The 21,302-nt window shown below is 71.5% G+C and carries 18 protein-coding genes and 1 pseudogene; 7 read left to right on the top strand and 12 right to left on the bottom strand.

Annotated elements, in window-relative coordinates; translation table 11 throughout:
• Positions 1-14: 14 nt before the first annotated feature.
• Positions 15-644: a TetR/AcrR family transcriptional regulator gene (locus tag AB0E98_RS08325; protein ID WP_361699915.1), complete on the bottom strand. Its 630-nt coding sequence runs from the start codon at positions 642-644 to the stop codon at positions 15-17.
• 194 nt (positions 645-838) lie between these two features.
• Between AB0E98_RS08325 and AB0E98_RS08320 the strand changes: the two genes are divergently transcribed.
• The 4 genes and pseudogenes from AB0E98_RS08320 to AB0E98_RS08305 all read left to right on the top strand — a co-directional run bounded on the left by AB0E98_RS08320 (position 839) and on the right by AB0E98_RS08305 (position 4,987).
• Positions 839-1,810 (top strand): tetratricopeptide repeat protein, encoded by a 972-nt coding sequence (locus AB0E98_RS08320; protein WP_361699913.1) that lies wholly within the window; start codon positions 839-841, stop codon positions 1,808-1,810.
• A 583-nt stretch (positions 1,811-2,393) separates the two neighbouring features.
• On the top strand, positions 2,394-3,044 hold the full coding sequence (locus tag AB0E98_RS08315) for a DUF6230 family protein (protein WP_361699910.1): 651 nt from the start codon (positions 2,394-2,396) through the stop codon (positions 3,042-3,044).
• Positions 3,045-3,183: 139 nt separating this feature from the next.
• Positions 3,184-3,582: pseudogene (locus AB0E98_RS08310) on the top strand (DUF6114 domain-containing protein); the annotation flags it as partial.
• Between the two features lie 37 nt (positions 3,583-3,619).
• Positions 3,620-4,987: a hypothetical protein gene (locus tag AB0E98_RS08305; protein ID WP_361699908.1), complete on the top strand. Its 1,368-nt coding sequence runs from the start codon at positions 3,620-3,622 to the stop codon at positions 4,985-4,987.
• A 106-nt stretch (positions 4,988-5,093) separates the two neighbouring features.
• Here the strand turns inward: AB0E98_RS08305 and pyk are convergent, their stop codons facing one another.
• The 3 genes from pyk to pta all read right to left on the bottom strand — a co-directional run bounded on the left by pyk (position 5,094) and on the right by pta (position 9,993).
• The gene (pyk, locus tag AB0E98_RS08300; protein WP_361699905.1) at positions 5,094-6,521 is read right to left on the bottom strand and encodes a pyruvate kinase; all 1,428 of its coding nucleotides are present in this window, start codon (positions 6,519-6,521) and stop codon (positions 5,094-5,096) included.
• Positions 6,522-6,604: 83 nt separating this feature from the next.
• Positions 6,605-7,816 carry an acetate kinase gene (locus AB0E98_RS08295; protein ID WP_361699902.1) on the bottom strand — a complete coding sequence of 404 codons (1,212 nt, stop codon included), beginning with the start codon at positions 7,814-7,816 and terminating at the stop codon, positions 6,605-6,607.
• 80 nt (positions 7,817-7,896) lie between these two features.
• The gene (pta, locus tag AB0E98_RS08290; protein WP_361699900.1) at positions 7,897-9,993 is read right to left on the bottom strand and encodes a phosphate acetyltransferase; all 2,097 of its coding nucleotides are present in this window, start codon (positions 9,991-9,993) and stop codon (positions 7,897-7,899) included.
• Positions 9,994-10,186: 193 nt separating this feature from the next.
• Here pta and AB0E98_RS08285 point away from each other — a divergent pair, with 193 nt between their 5' ends.
• The gene (locus AB0E98_RS08285; protein ID WP_361699897.1) at positions 10,187-11,212 is read left to right on the top strand and encodes an ATP-dependent 6-phosphofructokinase; all 1,026 of its coding nucleotides are present in this window, start codon (positions 10,187-10,189) and stop codon (positions 11,210-11,212) included.
• 77 nt (positions 11,213-11,289) lie between these two features.
• Here AB0E98_RS08285 and AB0E98_RS08280 read toward each other — a convergent pair whose 3' ends face one another.
• Entirely contained in the window at positions 11,290-13,824 is a 2,535-nt protein-coding gene (locus AB0E98_RS08280; protein WP_361699893.1) for an FtsX-like permease family protein, read from the bottom strand.
• 47 nt (positions 13,825-13,871) lie between these two features.
• Complete coding sequence (locus AB0E98_RS08275; RefSeq protein ID WP_361699891.1) at positions 13,872-14,654, bottom strand: ABC transporter ATP-binding protein; 783 nt, start codon at positions 14,652-14,654, stop codon at positions 13,872-13,874.
• Between the two features lie 230 nt (positions 14,655-14,884).
• Between AB0E98_RS08275 and AB0E98_RS08270 the strand changes: the two genes are divergently transcribed.
• On the top strand, positions 14,885-15,190 hold the full coding sequence (locus AB0E98_RS08270) for a hypothetical protein (protein WP_361699888.1): 306 nt from the start codon (positions 14,885-14,887) through the stop codon (positions 15,188-15,190).
• A 42-nt stretch (positions 15,191-15,232) separates the two neighbouring features.
• On the opposite strand, the gene AB0E98_RS08265 is transcribed toward AB0E98_RS08270, so the two are convergent.
• From AB0E98_RS08265 to AB0E98_RS08250, 4 genes are all read right to left on the bottom strand, one after another.
• Positions 15,233-16,081: a carbohydrate ABC transporter permease gene (locus AB0E98_RS08265; RefSeq protein WP_361699885.1), complete on the bottom strand. Its 849-nt coding sequence runs from the start codon at positions 16,079-16,081 to the stop codon at positions 15,233-15,235.
• An 89-nt stretch (positions 16,082-16,170) separates the two neighbouring features.
• Positions 16,171-16,980 (bottom strand): hypothetical protein, encoded by an 810-nt coding sequence (locus AB0E98_RS08260; protein ID WP_361699883.1) that lies wholly within the window; start codon positions 16,978-16,980, stop codon positions 16,171-16,173.
• A gap of 75 nt (positions 16,981-17,055) precedes the next feature.
• Positions 17,056-17,478 carry a CBS domain-containing protein gene (locus AB0E98_RS08255; protein WP_361699880.1) on the bottom strand — a complete coding sequence of 141 codons (423 nt, stop codon included), beginning with the start codon at positions 17,476-17,478 and terminating at the stop codon, positions 17,056-17,058.
• A 44-nt stretch (positions 17,479-17,522) separates the two neighbouring features.
• Positions 17,523-17,972, bottom strand: coding sequence for a CBS domain-containing protein (locus AB0E98_RS08250; RefSeq protein ID WP_361699877.1), 450 nt, complete (start codon positions 17,970-17,972; stop codon positions 17,523-17,525).
• 240 nt (positions 17,973-18,212) lie between these two features.
• On the opposite strand from AB0E98_RS08250, the gene AB0E98_RS08245 reads away from it, so the two are divergent.
• Entirely contained in the window at positions 18,213-19,004 is a 792-nt protein-coding gene (locus tag AB0E98_RS08245) for a VOC family protein (protein WP_361699875.1), read from the top strand.
• A gap of 30 nt (positions 19,005-19,034) precedes the next feature.
• Here AB0E98_RS08245 and AB0E98_RS08240 read toward each other — a convergent pair whose 3' ends face one another.
• Together AB0E98_RS08240 and AB0E98_RS08235 are read right to left on the bottom strand one after the other, a co-directional pair.
• The gene (locus AB0E98_RS08240; protein ID WP_361699872.1) at positions 19,035-19,910 is read right to left on the bottom strand and encodes a sugar ABC transporter permease; all 876 of its coding nucleotides are present in this window, start codon (positions 19,908-19,910) and stop codon (positions 19,035-19,037) included.
• Positions 19,907-21,286 carry an extracellular solute-binding protein gene (locus AB0E98_RS08235; protein WP_361699869.1) on the bottom strand — a complete coding sequence of 460 codons (1,380 nt, stop codon included), beginning with the start codon at positions 21,284-21,286 and terminating at the stop codon, positions 19,907-19,909. Before AB0E98_RS08235 ends, AB0E98_RS08240 begins: the two co-directional genes overlap by 4 nt.
• Positions 21,287-21,302 lie beyond the last annotated feature (16 nt).

The following is a 21,302-nucleotide window of genomic DNA, read 5'->3' as shown; positions in this document are numbered from 1 at the left end:
GCGGAAGGGCGGGCTCAGGCGTAAGCGGTTGCCAGCCCGCCCACCAGCAGCGCGGTGAAGCCGCGTGCCCACTCGGCGTCCACCGGTTCCGCGCTCACCAGGGTCCGGTGGACGACGGCGCCCGCGATGACGTCGAAGATGAGGTCGGCGTTGCGGGCCGCCGACTCGGGGTCGGGCTCGCGGGGCAGCTCCCCGCGGGCCTGGGCGCGGGCTCGGCCCAGGAGGACCAGGGACTTCTGGCGGTCCACGATCGCGGAGCGGATGCGGTCGCGCAGTGCGTCGTCGCGCGTGGACTCCGCCACCACCGCCATCAGGGCCGTCTTGGTCTCGGGCCGTTCCAGCAGCGCGGCGAACTGGAGGACGACGCCCTCGATGTCGGCCTGGAGGCTGCCGCGGTCGGGGAGCTCCAGGTGCTCGTCGAAGAGGGCGGCCACCGCGTCCACCACGAGTTCGTTCTTGCCCGCCCAGCGGCGGTAGAGGGTGGTCTTGGCGACCCCCGCGCGGGTCGCGACGTCGCCCAGCGTCAGCTTGCCCCAGCCCAGCTCGACCAGGGCCGCGCGGGTCGCGTCGAGGATGGCGCGATCGGCGTCGGCGCTGCGTGGGCGGCCCGTGCGGCGGGCCGGGGGAGGGGCGGCGGAGCTCATGGAGGGACCTTACCGCCGAGTAGGTCGCCGGGTATGAGGCAGATCACAGGGCCGGGGAGCGGTCGTTGCAGTTACGCTACGGCTCGTAGCGTAAGAGCGACAACCACATGCGCCTGGTGGGGACCCGGCGCGGAGCGAGTCAGCAGTCGTCCGCCGTTTTCCGGTTCGCCGTGCCGAGGGGGGAGGATAGGGCCATGCAGCCACGGAATATGTCCATGAGTGGAGTGGTCGACCTCGCCGCGGTGAAGGCGGCCGGTGAAGCCAAGCAGAAGGCGGAGCAGGTGCGCGCGGAGGCCGCGCGCCAGGGTGTGGACCCGGCAGTGGGCCGTCTCGTCTTCGACGTCGACGAGGCCGGCTTCGAGGCGGAGGTCCTTCAGCGGTCCGCCGAGGTGCCCGTCGTCATCGACTTCTGGGCCGACTGGTGCGAGCCGTGCAAGCAGCTGGGCCCGCTGCTGGAGCGGCTGGCCGACGAATACGCGGGGCGCTTCGTCCTCGCCAAGGTGGACGTCGAGGCCAACCAGCTGCTCTTCCAGCAGTTCGGCGTCCAGTCCATCCCGGCCGTGTTCGCCGTCGTGGCAGGCCAGGCCCTGCCGCTGTTCCAGGGCGCGGCCCCCGAGGCCCAGATCCGTCAGGTGCTCGACCAGCTGATCGCGGTGGCGGAGCAGCGCTTCGGCATCGTGGGCGCGCCCGTCGCGCCGGGAGAGCCAGGAGAGGGGGGCGAGGCCGCCGTTCCGCAGGCGCCCGCCGGCCCCCACGACATCGCCCTGTCCGCCGCGCACGACGCGCTGGACGCGGGTGACCTGGGCGGTGCCGTCCGCGCTTACGAGAACGTGCTGTCCGACGACCCGGCCAACGCCGAGGCCAAGCTGGGGCTCGCCCAGGCGCAGCTCCTCCAGCGGGTCCAGGGCGTGGACGCGCAGGCGGTGCGCAAGGCGGCCGCCGACGCGCCGGGCGATGTGACCGCGCAGATCGCGGCGGCCGATCTCGATCTCGTCGGCGGGCATGTCGAGGACGCCTTCGGGCGGTTGATCGACGCGGTGAAGCGGACTGCGGGGGAGGACCGCGACGCCGCGCGCATGCGGCTGCTGGAGCTCTTCGAGGTGATCGGCCCCGACGATCCGAGGGTGACGGCGGCGCGTACCGCGCTGTCCCGCGCCCTGTTCTGACGGGCACTCGACGGGCACTCGTCCCTCCCTCGTCACAGGCGGAACGGGCGACTGCGCTTTACCAAAACTTGGTAAACGCGGCCGCTGTTACGTGCGGTAAGGAAAACCCGGGCATTCGCCCGGGTTTTTCTGTTGTGCCCCCGCGGTCGCGGTCACGTTCCGGCGTCGTGCGGCCAAGTGGCGATACATACCGGCCGTCTGTTGGTTATCCGCTCGTTACTCGCAAGTAATCAACCTCTTGTGCCCCGGCCCGCGATGGACCACGATCGGGCCAGCCCGGTCCGCTCCCCGCCCGGCCGTCGGTCGTGCGCGGGTCGCGGGTCCCCACCGGGCGGGCCGGCGGCACGTCCACCGGTCCTGGGACAGGGGGGTCCCCGTGCGTCAACGGCGGGGCCTGTTCCGCGGGTTGCGCGAAGGCGTGGCCAGTGGTTGTCGCTCGGGGGTGATCGCCGGTGTGTGACGGGCGCGGCATGCGCCAGCGGACGCCACGGCGCTCTTCTTCCCGAGGACGTAGCTCTTCTCCCATCCCCCGCGCGGGCCGCCGGCCCGCACCGGGGATGTACGTCCGAGAAGGAGGAAAGTCGTGAAGGACCGGACTCGTGGTGGGACCAGATGGCGCAGGTTCGCCGTCGTCATGGTGCCCGGCGTCGCGGCGTCGGCAGCGGTCGGTGTGGCGGTCGCGCAGGGCGCCCTCGCGGCGTCGTTCAGCGTTTCGGGCCAGCAGTTCAAGGTCGCGGCCGGGAAGATGGTGGGCGAGGACTTCGTCCAGTACGGCGCTCTGGAGCAGAACTCGAAGGGTGCCCATCCCGTGGCGGTCGTCGGCGTGAACCACGCCACGATCAACAATCTCTGCCAGTCCGTCGTCGTCCCCATCCCGCTCATCGGCCAGGACGTCTCGATGGTGCTCAAGGCGGGCGACAAGGAAGCGGTCGACGCCAAGCAGCTCTACATCGACGCGGAAGCCCTCAAGGCCGACGCGGTTTTCGAGGACATCGACATCGGCGTCTCGGTGGACGACACCCTCAAGGGCAAGGGCGCCGGTAAGGGCCCCGGCCCGCACGCCGGCGACAAGTACGTGCCGGGCTCGTTCGCCCAGCAGGCCAAGAAGGTCACCTTCACCGACGCCAAGCAGCGGGCGTGGGCGACCACCGCGGGCACCTTCACCCTCAAGGGCCTGAAGATGAAGGTCGGCTTCGGCAAGAACGAGTGCTTCCAGGACTCGGAGCTGGAGTGACGGGACGGGCGTGGGACCGGGCCGCCCGGCCCCACGCCCGGACCGGCCGCCGTCCGCGACCGCGTTCGTGAGCGCGACCGCGTCCGCGTCCGTGAGCGCCACGCATCACCGATTCGCCAGTCCCGAGGAGCTGTACACCATGAGCGCCGATACGCGACCACGGCTGATCGACACGCTCGGCCGCACCCGCCGTTCGTTCTGGGACTGGCGGGGCCGACGCCCCTTCTGGGGCGGGCTGTTGTGCATCCTGGCCGGTGTCCCGGTCATGTACATCCCGTACCAGACGGTCTCGCTGGGCGATCTCCAGTTCCGGATGGCCACGACGGCCGGCGCCGGATCGCTGATCATCGGCGTGCTGCTGATCGTGCTGGGCCTGACCATGTGGTACCAGCCGCAGTCGAGGGTCTTCGCCGGTGTCGCCGCGATCCTCCTCGCGCTGGTCTCCCTCGTCGTCTCCAACTTCGGCGCCTTCCTGGTCGGATTCCTGCTGGCGCTGATCGGCGGTGGCCTGGGGGTGTCCTGGGCGCCGGGGCAGCCGCAGCCCGCGCCGGCCGACGAGCCCGCGGGGAGGCGCCGTGCCGACTGACCACGCACACGGCGGCGGGAGCGGCCCGCGCCACGCCGCGCCGAGAAAGCCGCTGCTGGCCCGGCTGAACATGCCGGCCGGCAAGGCGGTCGCCCTCGCGGCGATGCCGACCGCCGTACTGATGGGCATGGGGTTCACCCCCACGCTGGCGCAGGCCAAGCCGATGCCGCCGAACCCTTTCGGCGACGGGCCCTGCGCCACCGTCCCCGACCGGACGCCCGACGAGCCGGGCCCCACCGCGAGCCCGGGAGCGGCGGACGAGGGGAAGGACGCGAAGGCGTCCGCCGCCCCCGCCACCGGGGACGGGGAGCGGGCCGGGGCGCGTGACCGCGCGTCCGCGCTGCCCGGGTCACCCGCGGAGGCCGCGCGGCGGTCCGCTTCACCGCCGGCTTCCCCGTCCGCGAAGCCCTCGCCCGCCACGACGCCTTCGTCTTCCGCGACGCCCTCACCCACCGCCTCGCCGTCCTCGTCGGCCTCCCCGGCGACGCGGCCGCTGGACCCCCTCGGTCTCGGGGGTCTGCTCGGTGGTCTGCTGGGCGGCGGCCGGCATGACGCGCCGCCCCCCGCGCGGGGCTCCTCGCCCGCACCGACGGCCACCCCCTCCGCCGGGCGGTCGGCCACGCCCGCCGGGCGTGGGGCCGACGGCGGTCCGGGGAGCACGGCTCGTACAGCCGGACCCGGTGCGTCCGCGCCGGAGCGGGCCGGAACCCCGGCGCCCGGCCCCAGCACGAGCCCGAGCCCCGGAACGAGCCCCGGCGCGAGCGCGAAGCCGAGCCCGGGTGCGTCCTCCACCCCCGCCACCACCCCGACGCCCTCCGCCGACGGCGAGAAGCGGCCCTACCCGTGCGCGACCCCCGACCCGAAGGCGCTCGCCGCCGCGGAACCGGAAGTCGGCCCCGTCCTCCCCAATCAGCCCTGGTACCTGGAGAGCAGCGTGCTCACCCTGGAGGGGCTGAAGTACGAGGGGATCAAGCGGGTCACGATGGCGAACAAGCAGGAGAAGGCCGTCCTGAAGTTCACCGCGGACGCCGTGCGGATCCGCGACCTCCACCAGATCGTCAACAGCGTGGACGAGGACGGCCGGAATCCCCGGCAGTACCACGTCACGGGTTACGGCCACGCGGAGAAGGACGTCCCGACCATCACGGGCGGCAAGGTCACCATGTATACGGAGGAGCTGAAGGGCAAGCTCTTCGGCGTCCTCCCGGTGACGTTCACCCCGTCCCTGCCGCCCCCGCTGACCCTGCCGCTGCTGGTCTTCACGGATGTGAAGATCCGGCAGGCGGGCCAGTTCGGCGGCACCCTGCGCGTCCCCACGCTGCACCAGTACTCGACCGAGGGCGTCAACGGCCCCTGATCCCTGACGCCGCGCAGACGCGGAAGCATGCGAAACGGCTGTGGCCGCCGCCCCCTCGCGGGGGATGGCGGCCACAGCCGTCGTACGCCTACCGGCGCGCCGGAACCTAGCGGTTCTCGCCGCCGAGGTGGTGCACCCGCACCATGTTGGTGGTGCCGGGGATGCCGGGCGGGGAGCCGGCCGTGATGATCATGATGTCGCCCTCGGTGTAGCGCTTGAGCTTGAGCAGCTCGGCGTCGACCAGGTCGACCATCGCGTCGGTGTTGTCCACGTGCGGGACCACGTAGGTCTCGACGCCCCAGCTCAGCGTGAGCTGGTTGCGGGTCGCGGCGTCCGTGGTGAAGGCCAGGATCGGCTGCGCCGTGCGGTAGCGGGAGAGGCGGCGGGCGGTGTCACCGGACTTGGTGAAGGCGACCAGCGCCTTGCCGCCCAGGAAGTCCGCGATCTCGCACGCGGCGCGGGCGACGGAACCGCCCTGCGTACGCGGCTTCTTGCCCGGGACGAGCGGCTGGAGGCCCTTGGAGAGCAGCTCCTGCTCGGCCGCCTCGACGATGCGGGACATCGTCTTGACGGTCTCGATCGGGTAGGCGCCGACCGAGGACTCGGCGGAGAGCATGACCGCGTCCGCGCCGTCCAGGATGGCGTTGGCGACGTCGGACGCCTCGGCACGCGTGGGACGGGAGTTGGTGATCATCGACTCCATCATCTGGGTCGCGACGATCACCGGCTTGGCGTTGCGGCGGCACATCTCGATCAGGCGCTTCTGCACCATCGGGACGCGCTCCAGCGGGTACTCCACCGCCAGGTCGCCACGGGCCACCATCACACCGTCGAAGGCCATGACGACCTCCGCCATGTTCTCGACGGCCTGCGGCTTCTCGACCTTGGCGATGACCGGGACGCGGCGGCCGACCTGGTCCATGACGCGGTGGACGTCCTGGACGTCCTTGGCGTCGCGGACGAAGGACAGCGCCACCATGTCGCAGCCCATGGCGAGGGCGAACTTCAGGTCCTCGATGTCCTTCTCGGACAGCGCCGGGACGTTCACCGCCGCGCCGGGCAGGTTGATGCCCTTGTGGTCGGAGATGACACCGCCCTCGATGACGATCGTCCTCACGCGCGGGCCGTCGACCTCGGTGACCCGCAGCTCGACGTTGCCGTCGTTGATCAGGACCTGGTCGCCCTTGACGACGTCGCCGGGCAGGCCCTTGTAGGTCGTGCCGCAGATCGTCCGGTCGCCCGGGACGTCCTCGGTGGTGATGACGAACTCGTCACCGCGCACCAGCTCCACGGGGCCGTCCGCGAAGGTCTCCAGGCGGATCTTCGGGCCCTGGAGGTCGGCCAGCACGCCCACCGCGCGGCCGGTCTCCTCCGAGGCCTTGCGGAGGCGGTTGTACCGCTCCTCGTGCTCCGAGTGGGACCCGTGGCTCATGTTGAAACGGGCCACGTTCATACCGGCCTCGATCAGCGACTTCAGCTGGTCGAAGGAGTCGACGGCAGGGCCCAGGGTGCAGACGATTTTGGAACGGCGCATGGGGCAGATCCTATCGGTTTGTTTCGGAGCGGAATATTCGAGCTGTGGGAAAGACCAAGGAACGGATCGTGAAGATCAGCCGATCAAGAGCTGACCAGCGCATACGCCTGGGTGGCGATCTCCAGCTCCTCGTCCGTCGGGACCACGGCGACCGCGACCCGCGCGTACTCGGGGGAGATCAGTCGCGGCTCGCCCGAACGGATCTCGTTGAGCCCGGCGTCCACGACCAGGCCCAGCTCCTCAAGGCCCGCCACGGCGGCCTCGCGGACCGGGGCCGCGTTCTCGCCCACGCCCGCGGTGAAGGCCACGGCGTCGACCTTGCCCAGGACCGCGTAGTAGGCGCCGATGTACTTCTTCAGCCGGTGCACGTAGATGTCGAAGGCGAGCGCCGCCCGCTCGTCGCCCTCGTCGATGCGCCGGCGGATCTCGCGCATGTCGTTGTCGCCGCACAGTCCGATCAGACCGCTCTTCTTGTTGAGGAGCGAGTCGATCTCGTCGACGGACATCCCCGCGTTGCGGGACAGGTGCAGCAGCACCGCCGGGTCCAGGTCGCCGGAGCGGGTGCCCATGACCAGGCCCTCCAGCGGGGTGAGGCCCATGGAGGTGTCGACGCAGCGGCCGCCCTGCACCGCGGAGGCCGAGGCGCCGTTGCCCAGGTGGAGGACGATGACGTTGACCTCTTCGGGGGCCTTGCCCAGCAGCTTGGCGGTCTCGCGGGAGACGTAGGCGTGCGAGGTGCCGTGGAAGCCGTAGCGGCGGATCATGTGCGCGTCGGCGGTCTCGGTGTCGATCGCGTAGCGCGCGGCCGACTCCGGCATCGTGGTGTGGAAGGCGGTGTCGAACACCGCGACCTGCGGCAGGTCCGGGCGCAGCGCCCGGGCCGTGCGGATGCCGGTGATGTTGGCCGGGTTGTGCAGCGGCGCCACCGGGATCAGGCGCTCGATCTCCGCGACGACCTCGTCGGTGATCAGCGTCGGCTCGGTGAACTCGCTGCCGCCGTGCACGACGCGGTGACCGATCGCGGCCAGCTCCGGGGAGTCCAGGCCCAGCCCGTCGGCGGCGAGCTCCGCCGCGACGGCCTGGAGGGCGGCGTCGTGGTCGGCGATCGGGCCGGTGTGCTCGCGCTTGGCGCCACCGGAGGCCAGCGGGGTGTGCGCCAGCCGCGAGGTCTCCTCGCCGATGCGCTCGACCAGACCGGCGGCCAGCCGGGCGCCGTCGGCCATGTCGAGCAGCTGGTACTTGAGCGAGGACGAACCGGAGTTGAGGACGAGGACTCGGGTGGCGTTGGAAGTCATCTGGGCTTTCCGTGTGGGATGTCGGCGGAGGTCTTACGAGCGCGGGGCCGGGGCGTGGTGCCCCGGCCCCGCGGGGCGGATCAGGGCTCGACGCGCTCGCCGCGCTGCTCGCCCTGGGCCTGGATGGCGGTGATCGCCACGGTGTTCACGATGTCCTGGACCAGCGCGCCGCGCGACAGGTCGTTGACGGGCTTGCGCAGGCCCTGGAGGACCGGGCCCACCGCGACCGCGCCCGCCGAGCGCTGGACGGCCTTGTAGGTGTTGTTGCCGGTGTTCAGGTCGGGGAAGACCAGCACCGTGGCCTTGCCGGCGACCTCGGAGCCGGGCAGCTTGGTCGCGGCGACGCGGGCGTCGACGGCGGCGTCGTACTGGATCGGGCCCTCGACCATGAGGTCGGGGCGGCGCTCCCGGACCAGCTCGGTGGCCTTGCGGACCTTGTCGACGTCCGCGCCGGAGCCGGAGGTGCCGGTGGAGTACGACAGCATCGCCACGCGCGGCTCGACGCCGAACTGCTCGGCGGTCTCGGCGGACTGGATGGCGATGTCCGCGAGCTGCTCGGCGTTCGGGTCGGGGTTGACCGCGCAGTCGCCGTAGACCAGGACCCGGTCGGCCAGGCACATGAAGAAGACCGAGGAGACGATCTGGGCGCCCGGCGCCGTCTTGATGATCTCGAAGGCGGGGCGGATGGTGGCGGCGGTGGAGTGCACCGCGCCGGAGACCATGCCGTCGGCCAGGCCCTCCTGGACCATCAGGGTGCCGAAGTAGGAGACGTCGGCGACGACGTCGTGGGCCAGCTCGACCGTCATGCCCTTGTGGGCGCGGGCCTTGGCGTAGATCTCGGCGAAGCGCTCGCGCAGCGGAGAGGTCGCCGGGTCGATCAGCTGGGCGTCGGCCAGGTCGATGCTCAGCTCGCCGGCGCGCTTGCGGATCGCGTCCTCCTCGCCCAGCAGGATGATGTCGCAGACGTCCCGGCGCAGCAGCACGTCGGCGGCGCGCAGCACGCGCTCCTCGGTGCCCTCGGGGAGGACGACCCGGCGGCGGGCGGAGCGGGAGCGCTGGATCAGCTCGTGCTCGAACATCATCGGCGTGACGCGCTCGGAGCGGGCCACGGAGATGCGGTTCGTCAGCTCGGCGGTGTCCACGTGGCGCTCGAAGAGGCCCAGGGCGGTCTCCGCCTTGCGCGGCGAGGACGCCTCCAGCTTGCCCTCGACGGCGAAGAGCTCGGCGGCGGTGGGGAAGGAGCCGCCGGGCACGGAGACCACCGGCGTGCCGGGGGCCAGCCGGCCGGCCAGCGCCAGGATGTCCGGGCCCGGGCGCTCGTCCAGGGTCAGCAGCACACCGGCGATGGCCGGGGCGCCCGCGCTGTGCGCGGCCAGCGCGCCGACGATCAGGTCCACGCGGTCGCCGGGGGTGACCACCAGGCAGCCCTCGGTCAGAGCGGGCAGGAAGACGGGCAGCATGGCGCCGCCGAAGACGAAGTCCTTGGCGTCGCGGGCGAGCCCGGAGTCGTCGCCGAGCAGCACCTCGGCGTCCAGCTGCTGGACGATCTGGCGCACGGTCGGCGCGGACAGCGCGCTGTCCTCGGGCAGGGCGTAGCAGGGCACGGGCAGGCTCGCGGACAGTCGCTCGGCGACGGCCTCGCGGTCGGCCGGGGCCACCCGGTTGACGACCAGGGCGACGACGTCGCAGCCCAGCGACTGGTAGGCGCGGAAGGCGTTGCGGGCCTCGGCCCGCACCGACTCGGCCGACTGCTCCTGGCCGCCGACGACCGTGAGCACGGACGCGGCGAACTCGTTGGCCAGCCGGGCGTTGAGGGCCAGCTCGTCGGGGAGGGTGGTGCCCACGAAGTCGGTGCCGAGGACGAGCACGTACTCGTGGTCGCGGGCGACGGCGTGGAAGCGCTCGACGAGCTGGGAGACCAGCTCGTCCGTGCCCCGCTCGGCCTGGAGGGCGGCCGCCTCGTTGTAGGTCATGCCGACCACGCTCTCGGGGGACTGCGCCATCCGGTAGCGCGACCGCAGCAGGTCGACGAGGCGGTCGGGGCCGTCGCCGTGGAAGAGCGGGCGGAAGACACCCACCTTCTCGACATGGCGGGTGAGGAGCTCCATGACTCCCAGCTCGATGACCTGGCGCCCGTCGCCCCGGTCGGTCCCGGTCACGTACACGCTGCGCGTCACGCGTGCTCTCCTACTCGGCTAGTTCTCGACTGAAAATAAACCCGTTAGGGTGGGCTTGACCTCTTGACAATACCTGCGCTCGTGGATAAAGCGCCCGTCAGGAGGGTGATGGTGGAATGCGACGTGGGCCGTCGGCCCATGAAACAATCGGCCTGGCTCACAGGTACCAGTAGCGAGCAGGAGAAACAGCACGATGCGCATCGGAGTCCTCACGGCGGGCGGCGACTGCCCCGGCCTGAACGCTGTCATCCGTTCGGTGGTGCACCGGGCGCTCGTCGGCCACGGCGATGAGGTCATCGGCTTCGAGGACGGCTTCAAGGGCCTGCTGGACGGCCGCCACCGCAAGCTCGACCTGGACGCCGTCAGCGGCATCCTGGCCCGCGGCGGCACCATTCTCGGCTCCTCCCGTCTGGAGCGCGCCCGGCTGCGCGAGGCCTGCGAGAGCTCCAAGGAGCTCGCCCGCGACCTCGGCATCGACGTGCTGATCCCGATCGGCGGCGAGGGCACGCTCACCGCGTCCAAGATGCTCTCCGACGCGGGCCTGCCCGTCGTCGGCGTCCCGAAGACCATCGACAACGACATCTCCTCCACGGACCGCACCTTCGGTTTCGACACCGCCGTCGGCGTCGCGACGGAGGCCATCGACCGCCTCAAGACCACCGCCGAGTCCCACCAGCGGGTGATGGTCGTCGAGGTCATGGGTCGCCACGCCGGGTGGATCGCCCTGGAGTCCGGCATGGCCGGCGGCGCCCACGGCATCTGCCTGCCCGAGCGTCCCTTCGACCCGGCCGACCTCGTCAAGATGGTCGAGGAGCGCTTCGCCCGGGGCAAGAAGTTCGCCGTCATCTGTGTCGCCGAGGGCGCCCACCCGGCCGAGGGGTCCATGGACTACGCCAAGGGCGCCATAGACCAGTTCGGCCACGAGCGCTTCGCCGGTATCGGCACCAAGCTCGCCACCGAGCTGGAGCGCCGCCTGGGCAAGGAGGCCCGCCCGGTCATCCTGGGCCACGTCCAGCGCGGCGGCACGCCCACCGCGTACGACCGCGTCCTCGCCACCCGCTTCGGCTGGCACGCGGTCGAGGCCGCCCACCGGGGCGACTTCGGCAAGATGACGGCGCTCAAGGGCACCGACATCCAGATGGTGCCGCTGGCCGAGGCCGTCACCGAGCTCAAGCGCGTTCCGGAGAACCGGATGGACGAGGCGGAGTCCGTCTTCTAGTCACCCCTTATACGCATGAGGGCCCCCGTCCGACCGAGTCGGACGGGGGCCCTCGTTCATGGACGGGTCCCGGGGGCTCACTGCGCCCCGATGGCCTCCAGCGTGTCGAGCTTCGCCGCCCGGCGGGCCGGCCACACCGCGGCCAGCACGCCGACCGCGAGGGCCAGCAGCAGGAACACCGCGATCCGGCCCCACGGCACGACCATCTCGTACTGCGGGAAGGACGAGCGCAGCAGGTGGCCGCCCGACCAGGCGAGGAAGACACCGGCACCGACGCCCAGCACCGCGCCGAACATCGCGATCATCACGGACTCCACCCGGACCATCCGCTTGACCTCGCGCCGGTCCAGGCCGATCGCGCGCAGCATCCCGATCTCCCGGGTCCGCTCGAAGACCGACATGGCGAGGGTGTTGACGACGCCGATGACGGCGATGACCACGGCCATGCCCAGCAGCCCGTACATCAGGTAGAGGATGTCGTCGATGTTCCCGGCGCCGGCGCGGCGCAGGTCGTCCTGGCTCTGGACCTTGATGATCGGGTTGTTGCCGAGCGTCTCCTTGATCTTCCCGGCGAGGTCCTTCGCCTTGCCCGGCGCGGCCTTCACCAGCACCTGGTCGTCGCGCGCCTTGTCCTGGTGGGGGTCGACGAGGGCGGGGGCGGAGAGGACCGAGGAGAGGATGTCGCTGTCCTTGTAGACGGCGACGACGCGCGGGGTGGCCTTCTTGCCGTCGTAGAACGCCATCGGCAGCGTGGATCCCACCGTCAGACGTCCCTCGGCCGCGAACTTGTCCGAGACTGCGACGGCAGCCGTGCCGCGGACGTCGGCGAGCGAGCCGCTGACGACGGTCACGTCGAGCACCTTGCCGAGCTCCCGGACGTCCGTCGCCGTGGCCAGCCCCGGGCGCTGCTCCGACTGGAAGCCGGCCGTCCGCAGCGGCACGGCCGTCGCGACGCCGGGCTGCCCGGCGAGCGTCCGGGCGATCTCGGGGGAGAGGCCCAGATAGCTGTTGGAGCTGACCTTGTAGTCGGCCGTCATGTCCGGCTCGCCCATCGTGGACATGCCCCGGTCCGCCGAGACGGCGCCCACGGTCAGGCCGGTGATCAGAGTGAGGCCGATCATCAGCGCGGAGGCGGTGGCGGCGGTGCGGCGCGGGTTGCGCAGGGCGTTCTCCCGGGCGAGCTTGCCGCTGATACCGGCGACGCGGACCGCGAGCCGGCCGAAGAGCCGCACCACCGGGCGGGAGAGCAGCGGGGCCAGGACGATCAGGCCGGCGAGGGTGAGCGCCGAGCCCGCCATCGCGTAGTCGATGCCGCCGCTGTCCTTGAACTTCGTGACGTACAACATCAGGCCCACGCCCAGGGCGGTGAGCGCGGCGCCGATGGAGTTGCGCACCACGAGGCCACGGGCGGCCGGGGCCTGGTCGACGGAGGCCAGCGCCTCGACCGGAGCGATCCGCGCGGCCTTGCGGGACGGCAGCCACGCGGCGAGGACGGTCACCACGACGCCCACCGCGAGGGCGGACAGCACGGCCGACGGCTCGATCACCAGCGGGCCGTCGGGCAGGCTGCCGCCGGTCAGGTTGAGCACCGGGTGGAGCCCCTTGGCGACACCGAGGCCGAGGACGAAGCCCAGGGCGGAGGCGACCAGGCCCAGCAGCCCGGCCTCGATCAGCACCGAGCGCACGACCTGACGACGGGTGGCTCCCACGGCGCGCAGCAGCGCGATCTCACGGGTGCGCTGGGCGATCAGCATGGTGAAGGTGTTGGCGATGATGAAGACGCCGACGAAGAGGGAGATGCCCGCGAAGATCAGCAGGGTCTTGCGGATCGAGCTCGTCTGCTCGTCGACCATCTTCGACTGGCTGTTCGCGAGCTGCCGGCCGCTCGTGGCCTCGAAGCCCTTCGGCAGCGTCGCGCGGACCTTCGCGGTGAGCGCGGTCTGGTCGGTGCCGCGGGTCGCGGAGACGACGAGCTCGCTGTACTCGCCGGGCTTGCCGAAGAGCTTCTGCGCGGTCGCGGTGTCGAAGAGCGCCATGCCGGCGCCCGCGCTCACCCGGGGGTTGTCGGTCTTGACGATACCGACGAGCTTCTTGGTGACGACGGGGCCGTCGACGGCCATGCGGACGGTGCCGCCGAGCGTGGCGCCGACCTTGTCGGCGGTCTTCGCGTCCAGGGCTGTCTCGCCCTCGGCGGTGGGGCCGCGGCCCTTGACGAGCGGGTAGCGGCTGTCCTTGCCGTCCTTGCCGGGGACGTAGTTGGCGCCGTCGCTGCCCCATTCGCCGCCGACGGGGTCGCCGTGGCGGTCCGCGATCATCGGGAGGCCGCTGACGGAGGGCCGTACGGAGGCGACGCCGGGGATGGCGGCGATCCGCCGCGCCATCCCGGTGTCGAGGGCGCTCCGCTCCTTGGCGTCGGTGCTGGGGCCGCCCGCCGTCACGGAGACGGCGACGTCGTCGAGGCTCTTGGAGAGCCGGTCGCGGTAGGCGCCGCCGACGGTGTCGCTGAAGACGAGGGTGCCGGAGACGAAGGCGGTGCCGAGGAGGACCGCGAGGGCGGTCATCATCAGCCGGGTCTTGTGCGCGAGGAGATTGCGCAGGGCGGTACGGAACATGGGGTGGTCTAGTCCTGAAGATCGAATCCGGCGGGGATCAGCGGGGATCAGCTCGTACGGCCCTTGGCGTCGAAGGCCTTCATCCGGTCGAGCACGGCATCGGCGCCGGGCCGGTGCAGCTCGTCGACGATCCGTCCGTCGGCCAGGAAGATCACGCGGTCCGCGTAGGAGGCGGCGACCGGGTCATGGGTGACCATGACGATCGTCTGCCCGAGCGCCTGGACGGACTCGCGCAGGAAGCCCAGCAGCTCGGCGCCGGAGCGGGAGTCGAGATTGCCGGTCGGCTCGTCGGCGAAGACGATCTCGGGCTTGGCGGTCAGCGCCCGGGCCACGGCCACGCGCTGCTGCTGCCCGCCGGACAGCTGGCTCGGCCGGTGCGCGAGCCGCCCGGACAGACCCAGCGTCGCGACGATCCGCTCCAGCCACTCGGGGTCGGCCTTGCGGCCGGCGATGTCCAGCGGCAGCGTGATGTTCTCCAGCGCGGAGAGCGTCGGCAGCAGATTGAACGCCTGGAAGACGAAGCCCACCCGGTCCCGGCGCAGCCGGGTCAGCTGCCGGTCGCCCAGCGTGCCGAGCTCGACGTCCCCGATCCGGGCGGAGCCCGAGGAGATGGAGTCCAGGCCCGCCATGCAGTGCATCAGCGTCGACTTGCCGGAACCGGACGGCCCCATGATCGCGGTGAACTCGGCACGCCGGAACTCCACGGAGACCGAGTCCAGGGCGGCCACCCGGGTCTCGCCCTGCCCGTAGACCTTGCTCAGCCCGGTGGCACGGGCGGCGACGGCGCCGGCGGGCGAGCGGGGGACGGCGTAAGCGGCCGTGTAGGACACGGGTCTCCTCCGGAGGGGTGGGGAAAGGGGGGAATCAGCGATTCCAATCCTTGCCGCGACCCACCCGCGAAACGTCAGCCGAACGACCGGAATACGGGGTCGGTCTCGGGTCCCGTGACGGCACGGGCGCGTAGTACTTCAGACGGACGGCGTCATCCCGGGGATGCAGGTGTCCTCCCCGGGGGCGAAGCGGGGCGTGTCGAGGGCCGCGGGCGGTCTACGGTGTCGCCATGACGGAGACCACGACGATTCGGGTCCCTCGCAAGACCCGTGATCACCTTGCCGAGCTCGCCAAGGAACGTGGTGTGAGCATCGGCCGACTGGTCGAGACCCTGGCCGCCGTGCAGCCGACCGCCGCGCAGCGTGCCGAGCAGCTCGCCGCCGACCGGGAACACGCACGCAAGCTCATCGGCATCGACATCAGCGACGAGGAGTTCGACAAGGCACCCGACATCCTCGGCAACATTTACAGAATCGCCGCCGAGAAGGCCCGGAGCGCCCGCAATGCCGAGGAGGGCCGGGGAGGTGCCGCGTGATCACCCTTGACACGGGTGCGGCCGAAGCAACTCGGCCCCGGCCTACCCCTTCACCGCCCCGCCCAGCGCGAAGCCGCCGCCCAGGCGGCGGGCGATGAGGGCGTAGAGGAGGACGACGGGCGTCGAGTAGAGGATCGAGAAGGCCGCCAGCTGGCCGTAGGCCACCTGCCCGTAGTTCCCGAAGAACGTGAAGATGCTGACGGACGCGGGCAGCCGGTCCGGGGTGAGCAGCAGCATGAAGGGGACGAAGAAGTTGCCCCACATCATGATGAAGCAATAGATGGTGACGACCGCGAGCCCCGGCCCCATCAGCGGCAGGATGACGCGTACGAGCGTCTGGAGCCGGCCCGCGCCGTCGGTCCACGCCGCTTCTTCGAGGACGACCGGCACACCGTCCATGAAGTTCTTCATCAGCCAGATGGCGAAGGGGAGTTGCGCGGTGGCGAGGAAGAGCGCGGTGCCCTGGATGGTGTCGATCAGGTCGATGCGTACGAACAGCCCGTACACCGGCACCATGACCGCCGTGATCGGCAGGCACGTCGCGAAGAGCACGCCGAGCAGATAGGGCCTGGTGAAGCGCGAGCGGTGACGCGAGAGCGGATACGCGGCGAGTGCGGCGCACGCGATCGTCAGCAGGGTCGCCCCGCCGCACAGCAGCAGGCTGTTGAGCATGGGCGTGAACGTGATCTCGTCGGTGAGGACGGCGGAGAAGTTCTCCGCAGTCGGCCCGGTGGGCGTCCGCACCCGCAGCCCGGCCTCGGCGTCGACGGACGCCAGCAGCAGCCAGACGAGCGGGGCGGCGAAGGCGGCCAGCAGCACGAGCAGCGCGGCGTCGGCGGCCAGCCGCCGGCGGAGCCGGCGGGGGAAGACGAAGGCAGGGGACGGGCGCATGGCACCTCCGTGCGCGACGTGCGCGGTCAGCCGCTCGGAGCGTAGCGCGCGGAGGGGCCGGACAGCAGAGGGCGTACCGGGAGCTTGGACTACGGGGACGGCGGTTCCGGGGGCGTTCCCGGTGTCGCCTGCCGCGCCGCCGCGCGGGCCTGCATCAACGCGGCGGCCGCCGTGACACAGCCGCTGACCGCTGTCAGAAGACCGCCCATGGCAGTGATCAACGCTGCCGAGTCCGCGCCGTCGTCCTTGGAGGTGGGAGCCGTGGCGGCGACCGGCGGGACGGGCTGTACGGGCACGATCGGCGAGGGGACGGTGACGGGGGTGGGGGCGAGGCCGGGAGAAGAGGCGCCAGTCGCGTCCGGCGGCGTGGCGCCCGGCTGGGGCGCTTTCGTGAGGGGCGGACCGGTGCGGTCCGCAGGGGGCGTCTCCGTTACCGGGGCGCCCGTCGCCGGGGGTATGGGAGCCCCTTTCCCGGGGCTCGTGTTGCGGGGATTGACCAAGGCCACCCAGACGGCGGCGATCAGCAGCGTCCCCGCCAGCATGACCGCTGTCAGCGGCATCGCACGCGAGCGGGGCGGTGGCCCCGGCTGGGGTGCCGGTGCCGGCCCGTACGGCCCAGGGGGCTGTGGGGGCTGTGGGGGCGGTGCGGGCGCCGCGGGTGCCGCACGCGTCATGGCCGGCCGGGCCGGCCCGGGTAAGGCGCGCTCCAGCAGCAAAGCCACCGTCCCCGCTCCCACCGCCATCCCCGCCACCCACGCGGGAGCTCCCGGAGAGGCGTCCGGGTCCGCCCACGCGCCCACCGCGAGCGCGCCGCAGGAGACGACCGCCCCGGACAACGCGGATATCCGGCCCAGCCGGAGGCGCCGCCGTTGCCCTTCCAGGGCCGGTTCGCGTCTCATGGGCCAAGGCTAGAACGTGCCGTCACCGCTGCCCAGATACGCGGGGAACGTAGGGGAACGTAAAGGAGCGGAGCCTCACTTGGCCGTCGAGTAGATCATCCCCGCGAACTCGGCGACCTGGTTGTCCGGCAGGTGCCGGGCCACGTCCGCCTCGCTGATCATGCCCACCAGCCGCTTGTTCTCGATCACCGGCAGTCGGCGGATCTTGTGGCTCTCCATCTCGTGGAGGACGTCCTCGACATCGGCTCCGGCGTCGATCCAGCGCGGCGTCCCCTCGCAGAGGTCGCCCGCCGTGGCCTTGGCCGGGTCCTTTCCCCGGGCGAGGCACTTCACCACGATGTCGCGGTCGGTGATGATGCCGCACAGCCGCCCGTTGTCGTCGCTGACGGGCAGGGCGCCCACGTCGAGCATCTGCATCACCTGGGCGGCCCGGGACAGCGTCTCGTCACGCGTGATCCACTGGGCACCCTCGTGCATGATGTCCTTGGCTCTGGTCATGCTGACCCGCCTCCATCGACTTCCCTGTGCTTGCGCGGGCCCGGTCAGGGGGCCGCGTAGACCCGGCCCGCGAACTCCGCGATCTGCTCGTCCGTGAGGTTCTTGGCGAGCTCCGACTCGCTGATCATGCCGATCAGACGGTGGCCGTCCGCCACGTCGATCACCGGCAGTCGCTTGATCCGGTGGATCTCCATGGACTCCAGTGCCTCGGCGGCGTTCGCGTCCGCGTCGATCCAGTGCAGCGCGCCGCCCAGGGCCCCGGCCTCGACGGACGCCGGGTCGCGGCCCGTGGCCACGCACTCCACGACGATGTCACGGTCGGTGACCAGGCCCTTCAGTCGGTTGTCGTCGCCGCAGACGGGCAGCGAACCGACACCCAGCTCGCGCATCAGCTTCGCGGCCGTGAAGAGGGACTCGTGCGCCCCGACGCACCGGACACCCTCGTGCATGATGTCGCGGCACTTGAGCGGTCGTTCGCCGGCGGTACGGGCCATGGTCGGACTCCCTTCGTCGCTCTTCGTCGCTCCGGGCACGATGGGCACGACCGGCCGGTGTGCCCGGCACCTCCATCGTCTCCCTCCCCGCGCCGCCCGGCGATCGGAGGGCTGCTCCGTTCGGGTGACGCCCGGACCTGCCGCCGCTCCCCGGGCGAGTGTCAGCGGCCGGTGCGAGACTGGGATCCGGCCGGGGAAACCCGGCGGAGGTCTCGCGGAGTCCCGAAGGAGCACGCCACCATGCTCACCACGAACTTTGTCACCGGCGCCCCCAACTGGCTGGACCTCGGCAGCCCCGACACGGATGCGGCCGCCGCCTACTACGGCCGTGTCTTCGACTGGGCCTTCGAATCGGCCGGCCCCGATTCCGGGGGATACGGCTTCTTCAAGCTCGGCGGCAGGACCGTCGCCGCCCTCGGCCCCCTCACCGACGAGGCCGCGAGCTCCGCCTGGACGGTCTACTTCCTGACGCCCGACGCCGATGCCACGGCCCAGGCCGTCGAGAAGGGCGGCGGCACGGTCCGCGTGGCGCCGTTCGACGTGATGGAGGCCGGGCGGATGGGCTGTTTCACGGACCCGGGCGGCGCGGAGTTCGCCGTCTGGCAGCCCGCGGCCGTCGCCGGCCTGGAGGCGGCCTCCGACGAGGGCGCCCTGTGCTGGGCCGAGCTCCACACCGGCGACCCCACCGCCGCCAAGGCCTTCTACCGGGGCCTCTTCGGCTGGCGTTCCGAGGACATGAAGGTCCCCGGCATGACGTACACGGTCCTGTCCACGGCGGAGGGCGAGCTCCAGGACGCCTCCTTCGGCGGCGTCGTCCCCCTGCGGGACGAGTCGGAAGTCCCGCGCTGGATCCCGTACTTCGCGGTCACCGACGTCGACGAGGTCGTCACCAACACCCAGGGCGCCGGCGGCACGGTGCTGATGCCCGCCTCCGACGTCCCCGACGTCGGCCGCATGGCCTGGCTCGCGGACCCCTTCGGGGCGCCCTACGCCGTCATCAAGCCCAACCCGCCGGTCCAGGTGGCGGGCTAGAGGCCGCGCCCCGTACGTCTCCGGGGGGCCTTACACCTCCTCCCTCAGCAGCCGTACGTACACCGTCGCGAACAGCGCCCCCACCACCAGCAGCAACAGCGCCACCGCCGTGCCATAGCCGATCAGCGACTTCAGGAACGCCTGGTCGTACATGAACACCGGCAGTGTCTGGCTGCGGTTCCCCGGGCCGCCGCGCGTCATCGCCCAGATCAGCCCGAAGACCGACAGCGTCTGCAAGGTGTTGAGCATGAGGTTCGTGCCGATCGAGCGTCGCAGCAGCGGCAGGGTGATGTGCCAGAAGCGGCGGAGGCCGCGCGCGCCGTCGACCTCCGCCGCCTCCGTCACGTCCTGCGGGATCTCCGCCAGCGCCGCCGAGTAGACCAGCATCGAGAACGCCGTGCCGCGCCAGACGTTCGCGAACGACACCGCCAGGATCGGCAGGGTGAACAGCCAGTTCTGCTGCGGGAGATGGAGCAGTTCCAGCACCGCGTTGAGCGTGCCGCGCCGGTTGAAGAACGTGTACAGCAGGAAGCCCGCGACGATCTCCGGCACGACCCAGGACGCGACGACGACCGTGCCCGTCGCCGTCCGTACGGCTTTCGACGCATGCCGCATCAGAGCCGCCAGCGCGAATCCCAAGGAGTTCTGCCCGAGAAGGGAGGAAACCACGGTGAAGACCAGCGTCAGCACCACCGCGTTAAGGAAGTCCGGATCCCCGAACGCCCGGCGGAAGTTGGCGAGGCCCACGAAGGACGCGGTGGCCTGACCCGTCAGCTGGGTGTCGGTGAAGGCGAGCCACACGCAGTACGCGACCGGACCCGCCAGGAAGAGGAGCAGTAGGGCAGTGGCCGGGGCGAGGGGCAGCCAGCGCGCCGCGCGGTGCATCCGGTGCGTGGAGGCGGTCATCGCGTTGTCACACCCTGCCCGCCGCCCACGATCGACCGCAGCCGCTCGTCGTAGGTCCGCGCCGCCTTCGCCGCGTCGGCGTCGCCCGTCGTGACGGACTCCATCGCCTCCTGGACGGCGTTCGACACCCGGGGGTAGACGGGGAGGGCGGGGCGCCAGTGGGTGTCCTTGACCAGGTCGGTGAAGAATTCGATGCCCGGCATGGACGCCCGGTACTTCGCGGAGGCGGCCACGTCGTCCCGGACGGCGATCCCGCCGTCGCGCACGGTCCACTCCGTCGCGTTCTCCGGCGTCTGCATGAACGAGATCGCCCGCCAGGCGAGATCCGCTTTCGTGGACTTCGCGCTGATCGACCACGTCCAGCCGCCGGACAGGCTCACCCGGCCCGGGGCGCCGCCGTCCTGGGTGGGGAAGGCGGCGCGCCCCATGACCGACGTCCAGCGCGGCCAGGGCTTCGCCCCGGAGGCGATCCAGTACTTGCCGAGCCAGTTGCCGTCGAGGTCGATGGCGAGCCTGCCGGCGGGAAGCCACTCGGTGGTGACATGGGTGGAGATGTTGGGGTCGAGGGCGTCGGAGGGATCCGGGCCGAGCTTCTCGGCGTAGACGGTGCGGACGAAGTCCAGGGAATCCCGGAAGCCCTTGCTCCCCACGACCCATTTCCGGCTCGCCGGTACGTACAGCGGGTCCGGGCCCGTGCCGTACAGCAGCATCTCGAAGCCCTGCATCGTCGCGGCCTCGCCAGCGCCCTTGCCGGTGTAGACGTTGAGGGGGATGACCCCGGGGACGGCGCGTTTGACGGCGCGGGCGGCGTCGAGGACGTCGTTCCAGGTCCGGGGCCGCCAGTCGGCGGGGAGTCCGGCCTTGGCGAAGATCTCCTTGTTGAACCACAGGGCGCGGGTGTCGGTGCCGTCCGGCACCCCGTACGTCTTCCCGTCCGCGCCCCGCGCCGATGCCTTGGCGGACGGCACGAAGCGGTCCCAGTCCTTCCAGCCGGCCAGCTTGTCGTCCAGGGGTCTGAGATAGCCGCTGGTGATGTCGGAGTTGATGAGGAAGGTGTCCTCGCGGACGACGTCCGGGGCGGTCTTCGCGGACCGCATCATCTGCTGGATCTTGGTGAAGTAGTCCTCCTGGGAGGCCTGGACGGGCAGCAGCCGCAGCTTCTTCCCGGGGTTCTCCTGCTCGAACCGCTTCTTGATCATGGCGAGGTAGTCGTCCATGATCCGGACCTTGTTGTCCGTGCTGCGCTGGTAGGCGACCTTGACCGTGTTCGGGTCGTCGTCACCGGAACCGCTCCCGCACGACACCACGGAGGCGGCGGCGAGAGCGGTGAGGGCGACGAGGAGTACGGGGGTATGGGCGGGGGTGGTGGGGCGCACGGCTCGACCTCCTGCA

It is taken from the genome of Streptomyces sp. NPDC037389 (assembly GCF_040636475.1).
GTDB classification, from domain to species: domain Bacteria; phylum Actinomycetota; class Actinomycetes; order Streptomycetales; family Streptomycetaceae; genus Streptomyces; species Streptomyces hesseae.
This window is presented reverse-complemented; position numbering and strand designations above follow the sequence as displayed.

Bases quoted from the DNA above. Each gene is read 5' to 3' on its own strand.
- AB0E98_RS08325 (WP_361699915.1), bottom strand. From the start codon at position 644: ATGAGCTCCGCCGCCCCTCCCCCGGCCCGCCGCACGGGCCGCCCACGC.
- AB0E98_RS08320 (WP_361699913.1), top strand. From the start codon at position 839: ATGCAGCCACGGAATATGTCCATGAGTGGAGTGGTCGACCTCGCCGCG.
- pyk (WP_361699905.1), bottom strand. From the start codon at position 6,521: ATGCGCCGTTCCAAAATCGTCTGCACCCTGGGCCCTGCCGTCGACTCC.
- AB0E98_RS08295 (WP_361699902.1), bottom strand. From the start codon at position 7,816: ATGACTTCCAACGCCACCCGAGTCCTCGTCCTCAACTCCGGTTCGTCC.
- AB0E98_RS08285 (WP_361699897.1), top strand. From the start codon at position 10,187: ATGCGCATCGGAGTCCTCACGGCGGGCGGCGACTGCCCCGGCCTGAAC.
- AB0E98_RS08280 (WP_361699893.1), bottom strand. From the start codon at position 13,824: ATGTTCCGTACCGCCCTGCGCAATCTCCTCGCGCACAAGACCCGGCTG.
- AB0E98_RS08270 (WP_361699888.1), top strand. From the start codon at position 14,885: ATGACGGAGACCACGACGATTCGGGTCCCTCGCAAGACCCGTGATCAC.
- AB0E98_RS08265 (WP_361699885.1), bottom strand. From the start codon at position 16,081: ATGCGCCCGTCCCCTGCCTTCGTCTTCCCCCGCCGGCTCCGCCGGCGG.
- AB0E98_RS08260 (WP_361699883.1), bottom strand. From the start codon at position 16,980: ATGAGACGCGAACCGGCCCTGGAAGGGCAACGGCGGCGCCTCCGGCTG.
- AB0E98_RS08255 (WP_361699880.1), bottom strand. From the start codon at position 17,478: ATGACCAGAGCCAAGGACATCATGCACGAGGGTGCCCAGTGGATCACG.
- AB0E98_RS08250 (WP_361699877.1), bottom strand. From the start codon at position 17,972: ATGGCCCGTACCGCCGGCGAACGACCGCTCAAGTGCCGCGACATCATG.
- AB0E98_RS08245 (WP_361699875.1), top strand. From the start codon at position 18,213: ATGCTCACCACGAACTTTGTCACCGGCGCCCCCAACTGGCTGGACCTC.
- AB0E98_RS08240 (WP_361699872.1), bottom strand. From the start codon at position 19,910: ATGACCGCCTCCACGCACCGGATGCACCGCGCGGCGCGCTGGCTGCCC.